Annotated in this window: 14 protein-coding genes and 1 pseudogene; 9 read left to right on the top strand and 6 right to left on the bottom strand. The window is 63.1% G+C overall.

Annotated features, from left to right (window positions below; genetic code table 11):
- The first annotated feature begins 39 nt into the window (after positions 1-39).
- Both DQ405_RS02890 and DQ405_RS02895 read left to right on the top strand, forming a co-directional pair.
- The gene (locus DQ405_RS02890) at positions 40-579 is read left to right on the top strand and encodes a type 1 glutamine amidotransferase domain-containing protein (protein WP_168422848.1); all 540 of its coding nucleotides are present in this window, start codon (positions 40-42) and stop codon (positions 577-579) included.
- A gap of 306 nt (positions 580-885) precedes the next feature.
- A complete protein-coding gene (locus DQ405_RS02895) occupies positions 886-2082 on the top strand; it encodes a class I SAM-dependent rRNA methyltransferase (protein WP_168422849.1) in 1197 nt (398 codons plus the stop codon).
- 63 nt (positions 2083-2145) lie between these two features.
- Here the strand turns inward: DQ405_RS02895 and DQ405_RS02900 are convergent, their stop codons facing one another.
- Complete coding sequence (locus DQ405_RS02900) at positions 2146-2994, bottom strand: poly(ethylene terephthalate) hydrolase family protein (protein ID WP_168422850.1); 849 nt, start codon at positions 2992-2994, stop codon at positions 2146-2148.
- 474 nt (positions 2995-3468) lie between these two features.
- Here DQ405_RS02900 and ilvD point away from each other — a divergent pair, with 474 nt between their 5' ends.
- From ilvD to DQ405_RS02915, 3 genes are all read left to right on the top strand, one after another.
- Positions 3469-5304 carry a dihydroxy-acid dehydratase gene (gene ilvD, locus DQ405_RS02905; protein WP_168422851.1) on the top strand — a complete coding sequence of 612 codons (1836 nt, stop codon included), beginning with the start codon at positions 3469-3471 and terminating at the stop codon, positions 5302-5304.
- 77 nt (positions 5305-5381) lie between these two features.
- The gene (locus DQ405_RS02910; protein WP_168422852.1) at positions 5382-5579 is read left to right on the top strand and encodes a YqaE/Pmp3 family membrane protein; all 198 of its coding nucleotides are present in this window, start codon (positions 5382-5384) and stop codon (positions 5577-5579) included.
- A gap of 391 nt (positions 5580-5970) precedes the next feature.
- Complete coding sequence (locus tag DQ405_RS02915; RefSeq protein ID WP_168422853.1) at positions 5971-7518, top strand: nucleobase:cation symporter-2 family protein; 1548 nt, start codon at positions 5971-5973, stop codon at positions 7516-7518.
- Positions 7519-7610: 92 nt separating this feature from the next.
- Here the strand turns inward: DQ405_RS02915 and DQ405_RS02920 are convergent, their stop codons facing one another.
- Entirely contained in the window at positions 7611-7970 is a 360-nt protein-coding gene (locus tag DQ405_RS02920) for a DUF1090 domain-containing protein (RefSeq protein WP_168422854.1), read from the bottom strand.
- Positions 7971-8070: 100 nt separating this feature from the next.
- On the opposite strand from DQ405_RS02920, the gene DQ405_RS02925 reads away from it, so the two are divergent.
- On the top strand, positions 8071-9459 hold the full coding sequence (locus DQ405_RS02925; RefSeq protein ID WP_168422855.1) for a uracil-xanthine permease family protein: 1389 nt from the start codon (positions 8071-8073) through the stop codon (positions 9457-9459).
- Between the two features lie 35 nt (positions 9460-9494).
- Here DQ405_RS02925 and DQ405_RS02930 read toward each other — a convergent pair.
- Positions 9495-10576 (bottom strand): annotated as a pseudogene (locus DQ405_RS02930) (NAD(P)/FAD-dependent oxidoreductase); the annotation flags it as partial.
- Positions 10577-10683: 107 nt separating this feature from the next.
- Here DQ405_RS02930 and DQ405_RS02935 point away from each other — a divergent pair.
- The gene (locus DQ405_RS02935; protein ID WP_168422856.1) at positions 10684-11139 is read left to right on the top strand and encodes a metallophosphoesterase family protein; all 456 of its coding nucleotides are present in this window, start codon (positions 10684-10686) and stop codon (positions 11137-11139) included.
- Positions 11140-11143: 4 nt separating this feature from the next.
- Here DQ405_RS02935 and DQ405_RS02940 read toward each other — a convergent pair whose 3' ends face one another.
- Complete coding sequence (locus tag DQ405_RS02940; RefSeq protein ID WP_168422974.1) at positions 11144-11788, bottom strand: YitT family protein; 645 nt, start codon at positions 11786-11788, stop codon at positions 11144-11146.
- A gap of 94 nt (positions 11789-11882) precedes the next feature.
- Complete coding sequence (locus DQ405_RS02945) at positions 11883-12398, bottom strand: dihydrofolate reductase (RefSeq protein ID WP_168422857.1); 516 nt, start codon at positions 12396-12398, stop codon at positions 11883-11885.
- Positions 12399-12549: 151 nt separating this feature from the next.
- Here DQ405_RS02945 and DQ405_RS02950 point away from each other — a divergent pair, with 151 nt between their 5' ends.
- Together DQ405_RS02950 and DQ405_RS02955 are read left to right on the top strand one after the other, a co-directional pair.
- Positions 12550-13671 (top strand): glycerophosphodiester phosphodiesterase, encoded by a 1122-nt coding sequence (locus DQ405_RS02950; RefSeq protein ID WP_168422858.1) that lies wholly within the window; start codon positions 12550-12552, stop codon positions 13669-13671.
- Positions 13672-13850: 179 nt separating this feature from the next.
- Positions 13851-14831 (top strand): Bug family tripartite tricarboxylate transporter substrate binding protein, encoded by a 981-nt coding sequence (locus tag DQ405_RS02955; protein WP_168422859.1) that lies wholly within the window; start codon positions 13851-13853, stop codon positions 14829-14831.
- Positions 14832-15040: 209 nt separating this feature from the next.
- Here DQ405_RS02955 and DQ405_RS02960 read toward each other — a convergent pair whose 3' ends face one another.
- Positions 15041-16234 (bottom strand): CoA transferase, encoded by a 1194-nt coding sequence (locus DQ405_RS02960; protein ID WP_168422860.1) that lies wholly within the window; start codon positions 16232-16234, stop codon positions 15041-15043.
- Positions 16235-16316 lie beyond the last annotated feature (82 nt).

The raw sequence follows: 16316 nt of genomic DNA on the forward strand, positions 1-16316 counted from the left end.
AATCTGGATACCCAACCAAATCCGACGAGGAGGAACGAAATGGCCGAGTTACTCAATGGCAAACGCGTGGCGATTCTGGTCACCGACGGCTTCGAGCAGGTCGAGCTGACCGGGCCCAAGGAGGCGCTGGAAAAGAAAGGCGCCACCGTGCACATCATCTCCGCGAAGAATGGCGAGGTGACCGGCTGGAACCACACGACGCCCGCGACCAAATTCCATGTCGACGATACCTTCGACAGTATCCGAATGGAGGATTACGACGCCCTGCTGCTTCCTGGTGGCGTGGTCAATTCCGACACCATCCGCACCGATGAAATGGCCCAGGAGCTGGTGCGTGACGCGGCACGCGAGAACAAGACGATCGCCGTCATCTGCCACGGCGCCTGGCTGCTGGCCTCCGCCGATCTGGTCAAGGGCAAGCGCATGACCAGCTGGCCGTCGTTGACCGACGACCTGAAAAACGCTGGCGCCAACTGGGTAGACGAACAGGTGGTGGTCGATGGGCATTTGATCAGCAGCCGCAAGCCGGACGACATTCCCGCATTCAGCGAAGCGCTGATCAAGGCGCTCGCGGCCTGACCGGCACGGAGCGCTGGAGGCTGGACGTAGGGTGGATCGCGCTTCATCGATCCACCGTTACGCGGGTCTGGTCACATCTAAACCCGAGCGGGGCCACAACACACCGGTCATGGGACGGATTGTAAACACCGAACCGCTGCAGCTCGGATTCGTTGACCTGCTAAAGCCAGTCGCCGGCCAGCCTCTGAACGGGAACCCATTCAACGCCCTTCCGTCCAGCCTCGGCCATCGTCCAAGGCTGTTATCGTCCAGCGCTTTTATCGGCTTTTATCCCTATAATCCCGCCCTTTTCCCGGAGCCCTCTCGATGAGCCTGCCCAGCCTGCGCCTCAAAGCCAACGCCGATCGCCGCCTGCGCGCCGGTCATCTGTGGGTCTACAGCAACGAGGTAGACACGGCCGCTACCCCGCTGAGCGGTTTTGCCGCCGGTGATCAGGCGATTCTCGAGGCGGCGGGCGGCAAGCCGCTGGGCATTGTCGGTGTGTCGCCGAACAACCTGATCTGCGCGCGCCTGCTGTCGCGCGACCTCAAGCACAGCCTGGACAAATCGCTGCTGGTGCATCGCATCCAGGTCGCCCTGTCGCTGCGCGACCGCTTGTTCGATCAACCCTGCTACCGCCTGATCTACGGCGATTCCGACCTGCTGCCGGGCCTGGTAGTGGACCGTTTCCATGATCATCTCGTGGTGCAGCTGGCCTCGGCGACCATGGAGCGCAACAAGGACGCCGTGCTCGAAGCCCTGGTGCAGGTGCTCAAGCCCCGTGGTGTGCTGTGGAAGAACGATTCCAGCGCGCGCGACGCCGAAGGGCTCGAACGCTACGTGGACACCGCTTTCGGCGTCGTCCCGGAATGGGTCGAACTGGAAGAGAACGGCGTGAAGTTTGAAGCACCGGTCCTGCAAGGCCAGAAGACCGGCTGGTTCTACGATCACCGTATGAATCGCGCGCGTCTGGCGCCCTACGTCAAAGGCAAACGGGTACTCGACCTGTTCAGCTACATCGGCGGCTGGGGCGTACAGGCTGCGGCATTCGGCGCCAGCGAAGTGTTCTGCGTGGACGCCTCGGCATTCGCCCTTGATGGCGTCGAGCGCAACGCTGCGCTCAATGGTGTGGCGGAGAAGATGACCTGTGTCGAGGGCGATGCCTTCGAAGCGATGAAAGAGCTGAAGAATGCCGAAGAGCGCTTCGATGTGGTCATCACCGACCCGCCAGCCTTCATCAAACGCAAAAAAGACCTGAAGAACGGCGAGGCCGCCTACCGCCGCCTCAACGAAACCGCCATGCGCCTGCTGAACAAGGACGGCATCCTGGTCAGCGCCTCCTGCTCGATGCATTTGCCCGAGGATGATCTGCAGAACATCCTGCTCGGCAGCGCACGTCACCTGGATCGCAACATCCAGTTGCTCGAGCGCGGCGGCCAGGGCCCGGATCACCCGGTCCACCCCGCAATCCCGGAAACGCGCTACATCAAGAGCATCACCTGCCGCATCCTCCCCAACAGCTGATCCTGCTGCCAGACGAACGAAACCCTCGCACCAAGAACCTGTGCGGGGGCTTCGTCGGACGCCTCACTCGATGTCTTTTCGCTCTTCGGTCCACAAAACACTGGTGCACAACCCGCAGAAGCGACCATAGAAGGTGCTGCGGGCCGTTTCATCTTCCATCAGGTGATAGCGGAACCAGGCGGTCGAGGGTCCGCGATAGGCCCCACCATCACCGACCGGCTCGAAGTGGCTGACATAACGCCGTTCACCCCAGAACACCGGTACGTTGGCCCGCGTGTAGACCGGCTGAGCGTTGAGGTAGGGAAATGCGATGGTGTCACCGCCGCCTGACATCAGAAACATCGGGCCCTGCTGATTTCGCTGGGACGCCGAATCGTGGCCCAGACCTATGGTGTAGGGCTGGATCGGCGCGGTAACGCTCACGCGCTCGTCCTGTCCGGCCATGATCGAACCGCCGCCGCCCTGGGAGTGACCGGACGTACCGACTCGGCCGGTATTGAGCACGCCAACGTAGGTGCCGTAGGTGCGATTGCTTTCCTGCACCAGATAATCCAGGCACGCCAGCATCTGCTCCCCGGTCCCGGCATTGGATGTCTCTGCAGCAGCAACAACGAACCCATGGCTGGCCCAGTGCGACAACAGACCGGAATACGCCGTCGGCCCTGTCCCGGTCCCGTTGCCCCACAGCACTATCGGGTGCCGTACGCCGTTCTGTCCGAGCGTGGCGGGTCGGTAGACGCGACAGTTCGGGCCTTCGCTGCGACTGGTCGTGGCGTAGGGACCGGAGCGGTCAAAGTTCGATACGCTTGGAAACGGCGCGCCGGGTGTGTCCGGCAGCGGCGCCGCCATGGCAGACCCGCAAAGAGCCACGCCCAGCGCTGCGACAAGGCAGCTGAGTTTGGTGTCTAGCATCGGTATTCCTCTTGTTGTTTTTGATCGGTGGTATGACGCTCGCCCCGGCTGACATGCGAATGCGCACTGCAGGTCTCTATCGCGCCATTGCCCGGCGTTCGGCACGGCATAGTGGCCAGTCGGCCCGAGACAACCCTAGCCAGCCGAAACCGGGATGCCACTCGAGAGGGCCGACGGAGGGACGAACGGCCGAAACTGAGCGGTATGAATAATTCGCCATCAGTTACGGTGTTGATGCGCGCAGTCGGTGAAAAAGGCCGGTAATCACGCCGCCTGGCTCGCGGGCGGGAACGGGCGTAGAATCGGCCCCATTCCTCGCCATCACCCCCCGGCGGGCCATGAGCCCAGGCCGCCCGAGCGATACCCCGCCTCGATCCGGCCCCACCGCAAGCACGGTCACCTACCGTTGCACGCGGCACTGGTGACGCTCACCATAAGCACTATTCGAACCGCTGATTAGCCGCAGGAACCGTCATGCCCGATTACCGCTCGAAAACCTCCACGCACGGCCGCAACATGGCTGGTGCCCGCGCGCTGTGGCGCGCCACCGGCATGAAGGATGAAGACTTCAAGAAGCCGATCATCGCCATCGCCAACTCCTTCACCCAATTCGTGCCCGGTCACGTGCACCTGAAGGACCTGGGCCAGCTGGTCGCCCGTGAGATCGAGAAGCACGGCGGCGTGGCCAAGGAATTCAACACCATCGCAGTCGACGACGGCATCGCCATGGGGCACGATGGCATGCTCTATTCGCTGCCCTCGCGCGAGATCATCGCCGACTCGGTGGAGTACATGGTCAACGCGCACTGCGCCGACGCCATCGTCTGCATCTCCAACTGCGACAAGATCACCCCCGGCATGCTGATGGCGGCCCTGCGCCTGAACATCCCGGTGGTGTTCGTCTCCGGCGGCCCGATGGAAGCCGGCAAGACCAAGCTGGCCAGCCACGGCCTGGACCTGGTCGATGCGATGGTCATCGCCGCCGATGAAAGCGCCTCGGACGAGAAAGTCGCCGAATACGAGCGCAGCGCCTGCCCGACCTGCGGCAGCTGCTCCGGCATGTTCACCGCCAACTCGATGAACTGCCTGGCCGAAGCCCTGGGCCTCGCGCTGCCCGGTAATGGCTCGACACTGGCGACCCACAGCGACCGCGAGCAGCTGTTCCTGCGCGCCGGCCGCACTGTCGTCGAGCTGTGCCAGCGGTACTACGGTGAAGGCGACGAATCGGTGCTGCCACGCAACGTGGCCAGCTTCAAGGCGTTCGAAAACGCCATGACGCTGGACATCGCCATGGGTGGCTCGACCAACACTATCCTGCATCTGTTGGCAGCCGCCCAGGAAGCCGAGATCGACTTCGACCTGCGCGATATCGACGCGCTGTCGCGCAAGGTGCCGCAGCTGTGCAAGGTTGCGCCGAACATCCAGAAGTACCACATGGAAGACGTGCACCGCGCAGGCGGAATCTTTTCGATCCTTGGCGAACTGGCCCGCGGCGGTTTGCTGCACACCGACGTGCCGACCGTGCACAGCCCGAGCATGGCCGACGCCATCGCCCAGTGGGACATCACCCAGACCCAGGACGAGGCGGTACACACCTTCTTCAAGGCAGGCCCGGCCGGCATCCCAACGCAGACGGCGTTCAGCCAGTCGACCCGTTGGGACACCCTTGACCTGGACCGCGCCGAAGGCTGCATCCGCAGCGTCGAGCACGCCTATTCTCAGGAAGGTGGTCTGGCCGTGCTCTACGGCAACATCGCCCTGGATGGCTGCGTGGTGAAGACCGCCGGCGTGGACGAGTCCATTCTGGTGTTCGAGGGCACCGCGAAGATCTTCGAAAGCCAGGACAGCGCCGTGAAGGGCATCCTCAATGACGAAGTGAAAGCCGGGGACATCGTCATCATCCGTTACGAAGGCCCGAAGGGCGGCCCGGGCATGCAGGAGATGCTCTACCCGACCTCGTATCTGAAGTCCAAAGGGTTGGGCAAGGAATGCGCCCTGCTCACTGACGGCCGCTTCTCCGGCGGTACTTCAGGCCTGTCCATCGGCCACGCCTCGCCGGAAGCCGCCGCGGGCGGTGCCATCGGCCTTGTTCAGGAAGGCGACAAGATCCACATCGACATCCACAACCGCACCATCGAGCTGCTGGTCAGTGACGAAGAGCTGTCCCATCGTCGCCACGAGCAGGACAAGAAAGGCTGGAAGCCGGCCCAGCCGCGTGCGCGCAAGGTCTCGACCGCGCTCAAGGCCTACGCCCTGCTCGCCACCAGCGCCGACAAGGGCGCGGTGCGCAATAAGGCAATGCTGGACTGATCCGCAACGACGTCCCTAATCCTCATGCAACGCGACAGGCATTGCATGAGGCGTTTTAAACCAACAACGAGAAATCCATGCGTCTACTGCTCGCATTGCTGCTGCCCTGGCTGCAATTTTTCACCATCGGCCGCCCGATCGCCGGAATCATCTGCCTGCTGCTGCAGGTCACCCTGATTGGCTGGCTGCCGGCAGCCATCTGGTCGGTCTATGCATTAAGCCAATACAAGACCGACAAGAAGATCGCCGCCGCACTCGGCAACCAGGCCGGCTGATCCGCTTGCCCCGAACTCCGGGGGAGTGGGAAAAAGCTTTCCGAGGCAACCAAGCGACCATGATCATTCCGATTCGATCGCGCCACTTCGATCAGGAGTTCTCCTTCAGCTAGACGTCCGCCACTTATACCTCGCTCAATTTTCCGAAGCCGTTGCGCAAGATCGCCCCTGCATCCCGACGCATGTACCTCGGGCCCTGCCATTCGTCGAACGCCCCAGGCAACGCCATGTTCGACTGGCGTGATAGACGCAGGCTTCTGCTTATTGCCGCCATTTGACCGCACGATCGAAGCAAGACCTCGCAAGCAATCAATGTATACAAAAGGCTGTCAATAAACCTCCATTTTGTCTACATTAATTGGACACAATAACAACAGCGAGAGCTCTCACCATGACTGTTTCATCAGCAGGAAGCGCTTCGGTTAAACGTCCAGAGGACGAAAATCTCGGAATCGGCGCCAGCATGGCCTACGGCCTTCAGCACGTTCTGACGATGTACGGCGGCATCGTCGCGGTGCCGCTTATCGTCGGTCAGGCAGCCGGTCTGTCGCCTGCTGATATCGGCTTGCTGATCGCTGCTTCACTTTTCGTCGGCGGCGCGGCGACCCTGCTGCAAACACTAGGGCTTCCGTTCTTCGGCTGTCAGTTGCCGCTGGTGCAAGGGGTATCCTTTGCAAGCGTCGCCACCATAGTGGCGATAGTCGGGGCCAACGGCGGCGAAGGAGGCTTGCCGGTGGTATTTGGCGCGGTGATCGGCGCAGCCCTGATAGGGCTGTTGATCACGCCGGTATTCTCCAAGATCACCAAGTTCTTTCCGCCACTGGTGACCGGTATCGTCATCACCACCATTGGCCTGACCCTGATGCCTGTCGCGGCACGCTGGGCCATGGGCGGCAACAGCCGGGCAGCTGATTTCGGCAGCATGGCCAATATCGGTCTGGCGGCCTTCACCCTGGCGTGCGTCCTGCTACTGAGCAAGATTGGCAGCTCGGCCATCTCCCGCTTGTCCATCCTCCTGGCGATGGTGATCGGCACGCTGGTGGCCTGGGCGTTCGGCATGGCCGACTTCTCCAAGGTCAGCGAAGGTCCACTGTTGGCTTTCCCCACGCCCCTGCATTTCGGCATGCCGGTGTTCGAGGCGGCAGCGATCTTCTCCATGCTGATCGTGGTCATCGTGATCCTGGTCGAGACGTCAGCCGATATTCTCGCCGTCGGTGACATCATCGATACCAAGGTGGACTCCAAGCGACTGGGCAACGGCCTGCGTGCAGACATGATTTCCAGCTTGTTCGCGCCGCTCTTCGGCTCTTTCACCCAAAGCGCCTTCGCCCAGAACGTGGGGCTGGTGGCCGTTACCGGCGTCAAGAGCCGCTACGTGGTTGCCTGTGCCGGCCTAATCCTGGTCTCTCTCGGCCTGTTGCCGATCATGGGCCGGGTTATCGCCGCGGTACCCACTGCCGTACTCGGCGGCGCCGGCGTGGTGTTGTTCGGCACTGTAGCCGCCGCGGGCATCCGTACCCTGGCGCAAGTCGATTACCGCAATAACATGAACCTGATCATTGTCGCCACCTCGATCGGCTTCGGCATGATCCCGATCGCCGCGCCGAGCTTCTACCACCAGTTCCCGTCCTGGTTCGAAACCATCTTCCACTCGGGCATCAGCTCGGCGGCGATCATGGCCATCCTGCTGAACCTGCTCTTCAACCACCTGACCGCCGGCAACTCGGACCAGCAATCGGTATTCGCTGCGGCCAGTGAGCGCACCCTGCGCTACCAGGACGTTGCCGCGCTGCATGACGGTGATCACTTCCACAACGGCAAGCTGTACGACGCGGATGGCAACGAAGTTCCCGTGATCCACCCCGACGACCACGGCGCCGCTGCACCGGAGCCTCGCGCCAAGGTAAAGACGGCGACAACAGTTCCTAGCAGCGGCTAAGGGACCCGCAAGCCCGATAAAAGACGATGCCCGCCCACTCCGGCGGGCATCGTTTTATGCGGCGTGCGGTGTGGGCGCTGTTACGTCAAACATCAATCCGCCAACACTTCGCGCAATTCTTCCTGCGCCTCGGCCAGCTTGCGTCGGCGCTTCTCGATCTTCTTCTGATCACCGTCACGCAGCGCTTCCTGCAGGTCGGCCTTGCGCTCGCGGATTTCCTCGTGCGCCTCGGCGATATCCTCCCGCCGCTCGGCCCGCAGCCCGGCGTCGGTGCAATACTCGCGAACCTTGCTCAGCGCCGTTTCCAGCCCACGGATGCGCCCACTGTTGCCCTCTTCACGGGCAAACTCCAGCTGACGCTGGATCTGCTGCTCCTTTGCCGCACAGCTATCGGCAGCCTGGGCAGCGCCGCAAGTCAGCGCCAGGAAAGATAAGGTGATGAGGTGTTTCATGAACCTGTCCTCTCAGTCGGTTGAATAATGCGCACTCGCCAGAGCGGTGCGGTAATGGTCGTAGCGAAGTAGAATCGCGCTCTTTTTCCAGGAGCATGCCATGAGCGCGCTGAAGTCTTCCCCCGATGAGCTTCGTAACGATCTGGTCTACGGACTCGATGACCGGCCCCGTCCCTGGATCGCCTTTCTCGCCGCCCTGCAGCATCTGCTGGCGATCATCGTGCCGATCGTGACGCCGGGGTTGCTGATCTGTCAGGCCATCGGCGTGTCGCCACGCGACACCAATATCATCGTTTCCATGTCGCTGGTGATTTCCGGCATCGCCACCTTCGTCCAGTGCAAGCGCTTCGGCCCGCTGGGTGCCGGGCTGCTGATCGTGCAGGGCACCAGCTTCAACTTCGTGGGACCGCTGATCGCCGGTGGCGTGCTGATGGTCAAGCAGGGCACGCCGGTGGAGACGGTGATGGCGGCGATCTTCGGGGTCGTCATCGCCGGGTCCTTCATCGAAATGGGCGTCTCGCGCGTGCTGCCGTTCATCAAGCGACTGATCACGCCGCTGGTGACCGGCATTGTCGTGCTGATGATCGGCCTGACACTGATCAAGGTCGGCCTGATCAGCATGGGCGGCGGCTACGCGGCCATGGGCGACGGCACCTTTGCCAGCCGTGAGAACCTGCTGCTTTCCGGCGTCGTGCTGGGCGCCATCGTCGTGCTCAACCGGCTGCCGGTGGTGTGGATGCGCAGCTGCGCAATCATCATCGCGCTGGCCATCGGCTACGCACTGGCCGCCTACCTGGGTCGCCTGGATTTCACTGGCATGCGCGAAGCCGAGCTGTTCGAAGTGCCGATGCCGCTGCACTTCGGCCTGGGCTTCTCGTGGAGCCTGTTCATTCCCATGGTCGTGATCTACCTGGTCACCTCGCTGGAAGCGATCGGTGATATCACTGCTACCAGCAAGCTCTCGCAGCAGCCCGTCGAGGGCCCAGTGTGGATGCAGCGCATCAAGGGCGGCGTGCTGGTCAACGGCGCCAACTCGCTGTTGGCGGGCGTGTTCAATACCTTCCCCAGTTCGGTGTTCGCGCAAAACAACGGCATCATCCAACTGACCGGAATCGCCAGCCGCTACGTCGGCATGTGGATCGCGGTGATGCTGGTGGTGCTCGGCCTGTTTCCGGTGGTCGCCGGGGTACTGCAGGCCGTGCCTGAGCCGGTGCTGGGTGGGGCCGCGCTGGTGATGTTCGGTGCAGTGGCGGCAGCCGGCATCAACATCCTTGCAGGTATCAAGCTTGATCGCCGGGCGCTGCTGATCATTTCAGTTTCGCTGGCGCTGGGTCTGGGCTTTTCCCAGGTACCGGAATTCCTCGCGAACCTGCCGGTGGCACTGCGCAACGTGCTGGAATCTGGTGTAGCTACCGGCGGCATCTGCGCCCTGGTGATGAACTGGTTCTTGCCCGAGTCGCCGGCTAGCGCTGAGCAGGATCCCATCTGATCAACCGGCGCGTGGCCCCTGGGCCAGGCGCGGCAGACCTCATCGGCAATCGCCAGGGCAGCAGTCAGTCCGGGCGATTCGATGCCGAGCAGGTTCACCAGTCCGGCGATTCCATGCTGGCCAGGCCCGTCGATGCGAAAGTCCGCTGCAGGCTCGCCAGGCCCGCTGATCTTCGGACGGATTCCGGTATAGGCCGGCTGCAGCGCGCCGTCGGGCAATGCCGGCCAATAGCGGCGGATTGCGGCGTAGAAACTGTCGGCGCGATGGGCATCCATCTGGTAGTCAAGTGAATCGACCCATTGCACGTCCGGGCCGAAACGGGCCTGGCCACCGAGATCCAGCGTCAGGTGCACACCGAGCCCGCCAGGTTCGGGCAACGGATAGACCAGATGCCGGAAAGGTGTAGGCGCCGCCAGGCTGAAATAACTACCCTTGGCGAAGTACCGCGTAGGCACCGAATCGGCGGCCAGGCCGCGGGTGCGCGCCGCGACCACTGGCGCCGCGTGCCCGGCGCAGTTGATCACGCTCGTCGCAAGCAGCGTCATCGGCTCGTCCCCGCCGACCTCGACCCGTAGCCCCGCGTCCGTCACCTCCATCGACTCCACCGGCGCATGCGCAGCCAGCAGCGTGCCGGCCGCTTCGGCATCGCCTTGCAGTGCCAGCATCAGCCCATGGCTGTCAACGATGCCGGTGCTCGGCGACAGCAATCCGGCAACGCATTGAGCTGCGGCTCCAGGGCCTTTATCTCGTCCGCCTCCAGCCGCTGCAGATCGTCGACGCCATTGGCCTGGGCGTGCGCCTGTAGTGCATCGAGTCCCGCCAGCTGCGATTCATCGGTAGCGACGATCAGCTTGCCGCAGCGTTGATAACGCACCCCGCGGCTTTCGCAGAACGCGTACAGCGCATCCCTGCCGGCCACGCATAGCCGCGCTTTCAGCGAGCCCTGCGGATAATAGATACCGGCATGAATGACCTCGCTGTTACGCGAGCTGGTGCCGGTGCCGATAGCCGCTTCGGCTTCCAGTATCACCACCTCGCGTCCGGCCTGGGCCAGTGCCCGCGCGACCGCAAGCCCCACCACACCAGCACCAATGATGACGCAATCGACCCGCTCCATTCACACATTCCTCATCGTTCGGCGGACGCCAGAGTGCCGTAACATCGAACCGCGGCCAAGTCTCGGTTGCCCTAACCTTTAACCACCTCGAAATGACTGGAGTCAGCATGCGCATCGGCGTCATTTCCGATACCCACGGCCTGCTACGGCCTGAAGCCGTCGCAGTCCTGCAAGGCTGCGAGCGCATCATTCACGCCGGCGATATCGGCAAACAGGAGGTGCTCGAAGGCCTGCGAAAACTCGCGCCATTGGACGTTATACGCGGCAACGTCGACAGTGGTGACTGGGCCGCCGCGATACCCGAGCAGCTCGACCTGCGGATCGGCGGGTTGCGCATCCACATCACACACGACGTCAAGACGATGAGGATCGATCCCCTCGCCGGGCGTGTCGATGTGGTGATCGCCGGGCACTCACATCAGCCAAAGATCGAGCAGGTCGACGGCGTGCTCTACCTCAACCCGGGAAGTGCCGGTCGCCGCCGCTTCAAGCTGCCCATCAGTGTGGCGCTGCTGGACATCGAAGACGGCCAGCCACGTGCGCAGCTGGTCACGCTGGGCTGAAGGCCTAACTGACGCCCATGTAGCGATCGGCGCGGTGATTGATCGCCAGCACCAGATTCAGCGCCACCGCGCCCAGCACCGAGAGCGCCACCTTTTCCGGCGGCACGATGAACACCGCGGCCAGCACGATCAGCGCATCGATTCCCATCTGGAAACTGCCAGCGCGCAGTCCGATACGCTCCTGCAGATACAGCGCAAGAATGTTCACGCCGCCAAGGCTGGCGCGATGGCGGAACAGCATCAGCAAGCCGACGCCCATGGCAACACCGCCGAACAGCGCCGCGTAATAGATGTTGAGTTCGACGAAACGGACCCAATGGGGCGTCAGTTCGGCCAGCAGCGACACCAACCCCACCGCGACGATGGTTCGCAGCGTGAAGCCCCAACCCATGCGCCAGATGGCCAGCACGTAGAACGGGACGTTCAGGGTGAAGAACACCAGCCCGAAGGGCCAACCGGCAAAATACTTGAGCAGGAAGGCTAGGCCGACCGTGCCGCCGGTGAGCAGCCCGGCGTGGCTGTAAAAGGCAATGCCCAACGCCACCATGGCGGTCCCGAGCAGCAACGCAAGCACATCCTCCCAGAGCGGATGACGCACGAATATTGCCGCAATGGTCTCGGCCTGCTCGGCGTCCGGCTTGTTCTGCATGAAGAAAGTCTCGTGGCGAGCGGATGGACAAGCATAAAGCCTGACGCCAAGCGGGAACTTGGCGTCGGTCAAGGAAGCATCGAGATGGTTCGGTTCAGCGCCGCTGCCAGGTCTCGAAGCGATACGCAGGGGCCTCGCCTTGGGCCGGGTGCGCCTGACAGTCGGTGCGCTGCCATTCGGCTTCATCGAAGGCCGGAAAGAAGGCATCGCCTTCAGGATCGGATTCGATACGGGTGAGGTAGAGGCGTTGTGCCTGGCTCAGCGCCTGGCCGTAGAGCTGCGCGCCGCCAATCAGCATCAGTTCGTCGACGCCCTGCTCGCGCGCCCACTGCTCGGCACGAACCAGCGCAGCGTCCAGGCTGGTGAAGGCTTCGGCGCCGTCGAGCCGCAGGTCCGGCTGGCGGCTGACCACCAGATTCAACCGGCCCGGCAGCGGACGACCGAGCGAATCCCAGGTTTTGCGACCCATGATGATCGGCTTGCCGAGCGTCATCGCCTTGAAGTGCTTGAGGTCAGCGGGCAAATGCCAGGGCATCTGATTGTCGAGCCCGATGACGCGGTTTTCCGCGAGGGCTGCGATCATAGCGAGGGGAAAGGGGGTCTGATTCATGGCGGCGAGGATAGCAGAGGGCCCTTGGGCAGTCAGCGGCGTCAGATTAACGCCAGCATCATCGAACCGTCATGTTCAGTCCACCGAAGCGTCAACGGCGCGTCATTCTTGCCCGCCAGGCTGGTTGCTCCCATCCCCGAGGAGAGTCCCCATGGTCCGCCCTGCCCGCACCACCTTTTTGCGCCACTGGCTAACCGCTTGCAGCCTGCTGCTGCCAATCGCGGCCTTTGCCGCTTCGCCCGACGCGACCCGCGAGGCGAAGCTACACGGCCATCGAGAAGAACCCAAGCCACTGGTGATCGCCCACCGCGGCGCCAGTGGCTACGTGCCCGAGCACACCCTTGGCGCCTATGCGTTGGCGATACTGCAGGGCGCCGACTATATAGAACCGGACCTGGTAATGACCCGCGACGGCGAATTGGTGGCGCGTCATGACAATGAGCTGGGTTTGACCACCGACGTGTCACAGCGTCCTGAGTTCGCTGACCGCAAGCGCACCCAGATGGTCGACGGCGTCAGCTTGACCGGCTGGTTCAGCGAGGATTTCACGCTGGCCGAATTGAAAACCCTGCGAGCCATCGAGCGCATCCCGGAAATCCGCCCCGGTAATGCGCGTCTTGACGGCAGCCTGGAAATCCCGACGCTGCAGGAAATCATCGACTTGGTGAAAACCATGCAGCTGAGCGAGCGCCGACGCATCGGCCTGTATCCGGAGACCAAGCATCCGACCCATTTCCAAAAGCTCGGCCTGGCAATGGAAAAACCGCTGGTGCGCACGCTCCACCGCAACGGCTACGCCGGTCGCCATGCGCCGGTGTACATCCAGTCGTTCGAAGTGGAGAACCTGAAAGCCCTCAGCCGGCTGACACAGCTGCGGTTGGTGCAGCTGTTCGGCGGCGGGCAGCCGTACGACCAGCAGGTACGCGGCAGCGACCTGACCTACGCCCAGATGGCAACGGCCGAGGGACTCCGGGCAATCGCAGGCTACGCAGTGGGCGTCGGCCCGGAGAAGGGCTACATCATTCCACGCGATGCCAACGGCAACCTCGGCCAGCCCACCGACTTCGTGCCGAACGCCCACGCTGCCGGACTCAAGGTGCACCCTTACACCTTCCGTGCCGAAAACGCCTTCCTGCCGACCAATCTGCGCAACGGCGATTCGCCGGCCGATCGCGGTGATATCGAGGCCGACATCCGCGCCTTCCTCGACGCCGGCATCGACGGGCTGTTTATCGATCAGCCGGACATCGCCGTGCGCGTGCGCGCCGATTAAGGCAGTCGAAGCCCGGTGCAGTGCGGCCGGGCCTCGAATCGAGTGATCGTTCGGTATTCAGGGTTTCGGGGATGGGGAACCCACCTACACTTGGCTAGGTATCAGCTTTGTGGCCTGGCCGCGACCGCTCGTCATGCAGACGGCGGTGATTCCTACAACAACCACAAGAAGGAACGAACATGAAGCCCATCGCCAAACGTTTCATACCCATCCTGCTGGGCGCTACGCTCCCACTCGCATCATTCGCAGTACAGGCCGCCGAATGGCCAACCGACACCGTTCGCCTGGTGGTGCCCTACGCACCGGGCGGCACCACCGATGTGCTTTCGCGCAAGGTCGCCGACCTGCTGCAGAAGGAAATCGGCACCGTGGTGGTGGAAAACCGCCCCGGCGCCGGCTCGACCATGGCCACAGGGCAGCTGGCCCGGGGAGGCCGAGGCGCCGACCACACCATTGCCATGGCTTCGCCCGGCCACACCATCGGCCCGGTGATCTACAAGAACCTGCCCTACGATCCGGTGAAGGATTTCAAATTCATCCGCAACGTCATCGAGATCCCCAATGTCATGGTGGTTCCGGCTAGCAGCCCCTACAACAGCGTCGAGGAATTCATCAAGGCCGCGAAGGAAAAGGAGATGACCTTCAGCTCGGCAGGCGTCGGCAGCTCCATCCACATGTCCGGCGAGCTATTCAAAGCCATGACCAACTCGAACATGACCCATGTGCCGTTCCGCGGCAGCGGCGAGGCCCTGCCGGCGCTGCTCAGTGGCGACGTGGACGTGTCGTTCGAAAACATGCCGGCGGTGCTTTCGCATATCAAATCCGGCAAGCTCCGCGCGCTCGCGGTGACCTCCGCCGAGCCTTCGCCGCATCTGCCGGGCGTCGAGCCGCTGTCCAAGCTTGGCGCCGATCTGGGTCTCGGAGACTTCGTCACCACCGCCTGGTTCGGCCTGGTCGCCGACGACAGCATGCCGGACGAGGGCGTGCAGGCACTGCAGGACGCGCTGGACAAGCAGCTCGACAATCAGAGCTTCAAGGACTTCGTCGCTCAGCTAGGTGGTGAGCTGGCGACCGAAGAGGGCGATGCTTTCCGGGATTACGTCGCCGACGATGTCAAGCGCTGGCAGCGCGTCGCTGGTCAGGCAGAACTCGGCCAATAGCAGGTCGCAACGTCAGTCAGCCTAGGGTGGGCCGGGCTGCGCTCCACTTCGGCCCGCCGCTTGAAGTAGCCGTTGGTGGGCTGAAGCCCACCCTACCAATCCGGCGCGCAATCGGCGGCATCGTCGCGACGGCAAATCTGTAGGCTGGGCTTCAGCCCAGCGATCGTGCCGTCTACGGTGGAGCTACCCATCCAATGCGCCACTTACGCTCAACCGATCACACCGGCCTCGCGCAACGCTGCCAGCTCGGCTTCGCTCTTGCCGAGCACCTGGCTGAGCACGCTGTCGGTGTGCTGTCCGTGCAACGGCGGCGCCTCGGGTGGGACGGTCGGCGTCCGCGACAGGCGCAACGGGCTACGGACCATGCGCACCTCTCCGGCAACCGGATGCTCGGCGCTGATCACCAGCTCACGGTGGCGAGCGGTCTCCGACTCGAACGCCTGGGCCACATCCTTCACTTCACCGACCGGAATGCCCTGGGCACGCAGCGCGGCGATCAGCCCCTCGTTGTTCCAGTCCGCGAACGCCTCCTGCAGCATCGGAATCAGCAGCTCGCGGTTCTCGGTGCGGCTCTTGTTCTGGGTGAAGCGCGAATCGTTGTGCAGCTCCGGTCGCTTCAGTACATCCAGGCACAGTCGCCGGTACTGCTCGTCGTTGCCCACGGCCAGGGCGATGCTACCGTCGGCGGTGTCGAACAACTGGTAGGGGACGATGCTGGCGTGCGCATTGCCATAGCGCTGCGGCACCTTGCCGGTGTTGAGGTAGCCGGAGGCGATGTTGGCAAGAAAGTGCAGCGCGCTGTCGGACAAGGCGATGTCCACCGACTGGCCGAGGCCGGACTTCTCGCGCTCGTACAGCGCGGCGAGAATGCCTTGAACGGCGTTCATGCCGGTGACCAGATCAATGAAGGCGACACCCAGGCGCATCGGCTCGCCGTCCTTCTCGCCGGTGATCGACATGAAGCCGCTCTCGGCCTGGATGATGAAATCGTAGCCCGGACGGTTCTCCAGCGGATTGTCGCGACCATAGCCGGTGATCGAGCAGTGGATGAGTCGCGGATTGACCGCAGACAACGCCGGGTAATCCAAGCCAAGGCGCTTGAGGCTCGCCGGCAGGAAATTCTCCACCACCACGTCGGCCTGCGCAGCCAGATCGAGGATCAGTTGACGGCCTTCCGGTTTGCGCAGGTCCACGGCCACGCTCTGTTTGTTGCGATTGGCGCTGAGGTAATAGGTCGAAATGCCCGCCGTGGCTGGCGGCATCCAGCTGCGGGTGTCGTCGCCGCCTGCCAGACTCTCGATCTTCCACACCTCTGCCCCGAGATCGGCCAGTGCCATGGTCGACCAGGGCCCGGCGAGTATGCGGGTCAGATCCAATACTTTGATGCCTTGCAGAGCGCTCACCCGCACCTCCTTTCAATCGATGCCCAAGGGGATCGAAGTTGACCCAAGCGTGCCGAAACCACAAGCAGTGCCTACAGCACAA

It is taken from the genome of Pseudomonas sp. SST3 (assembly GCF_003325755.1).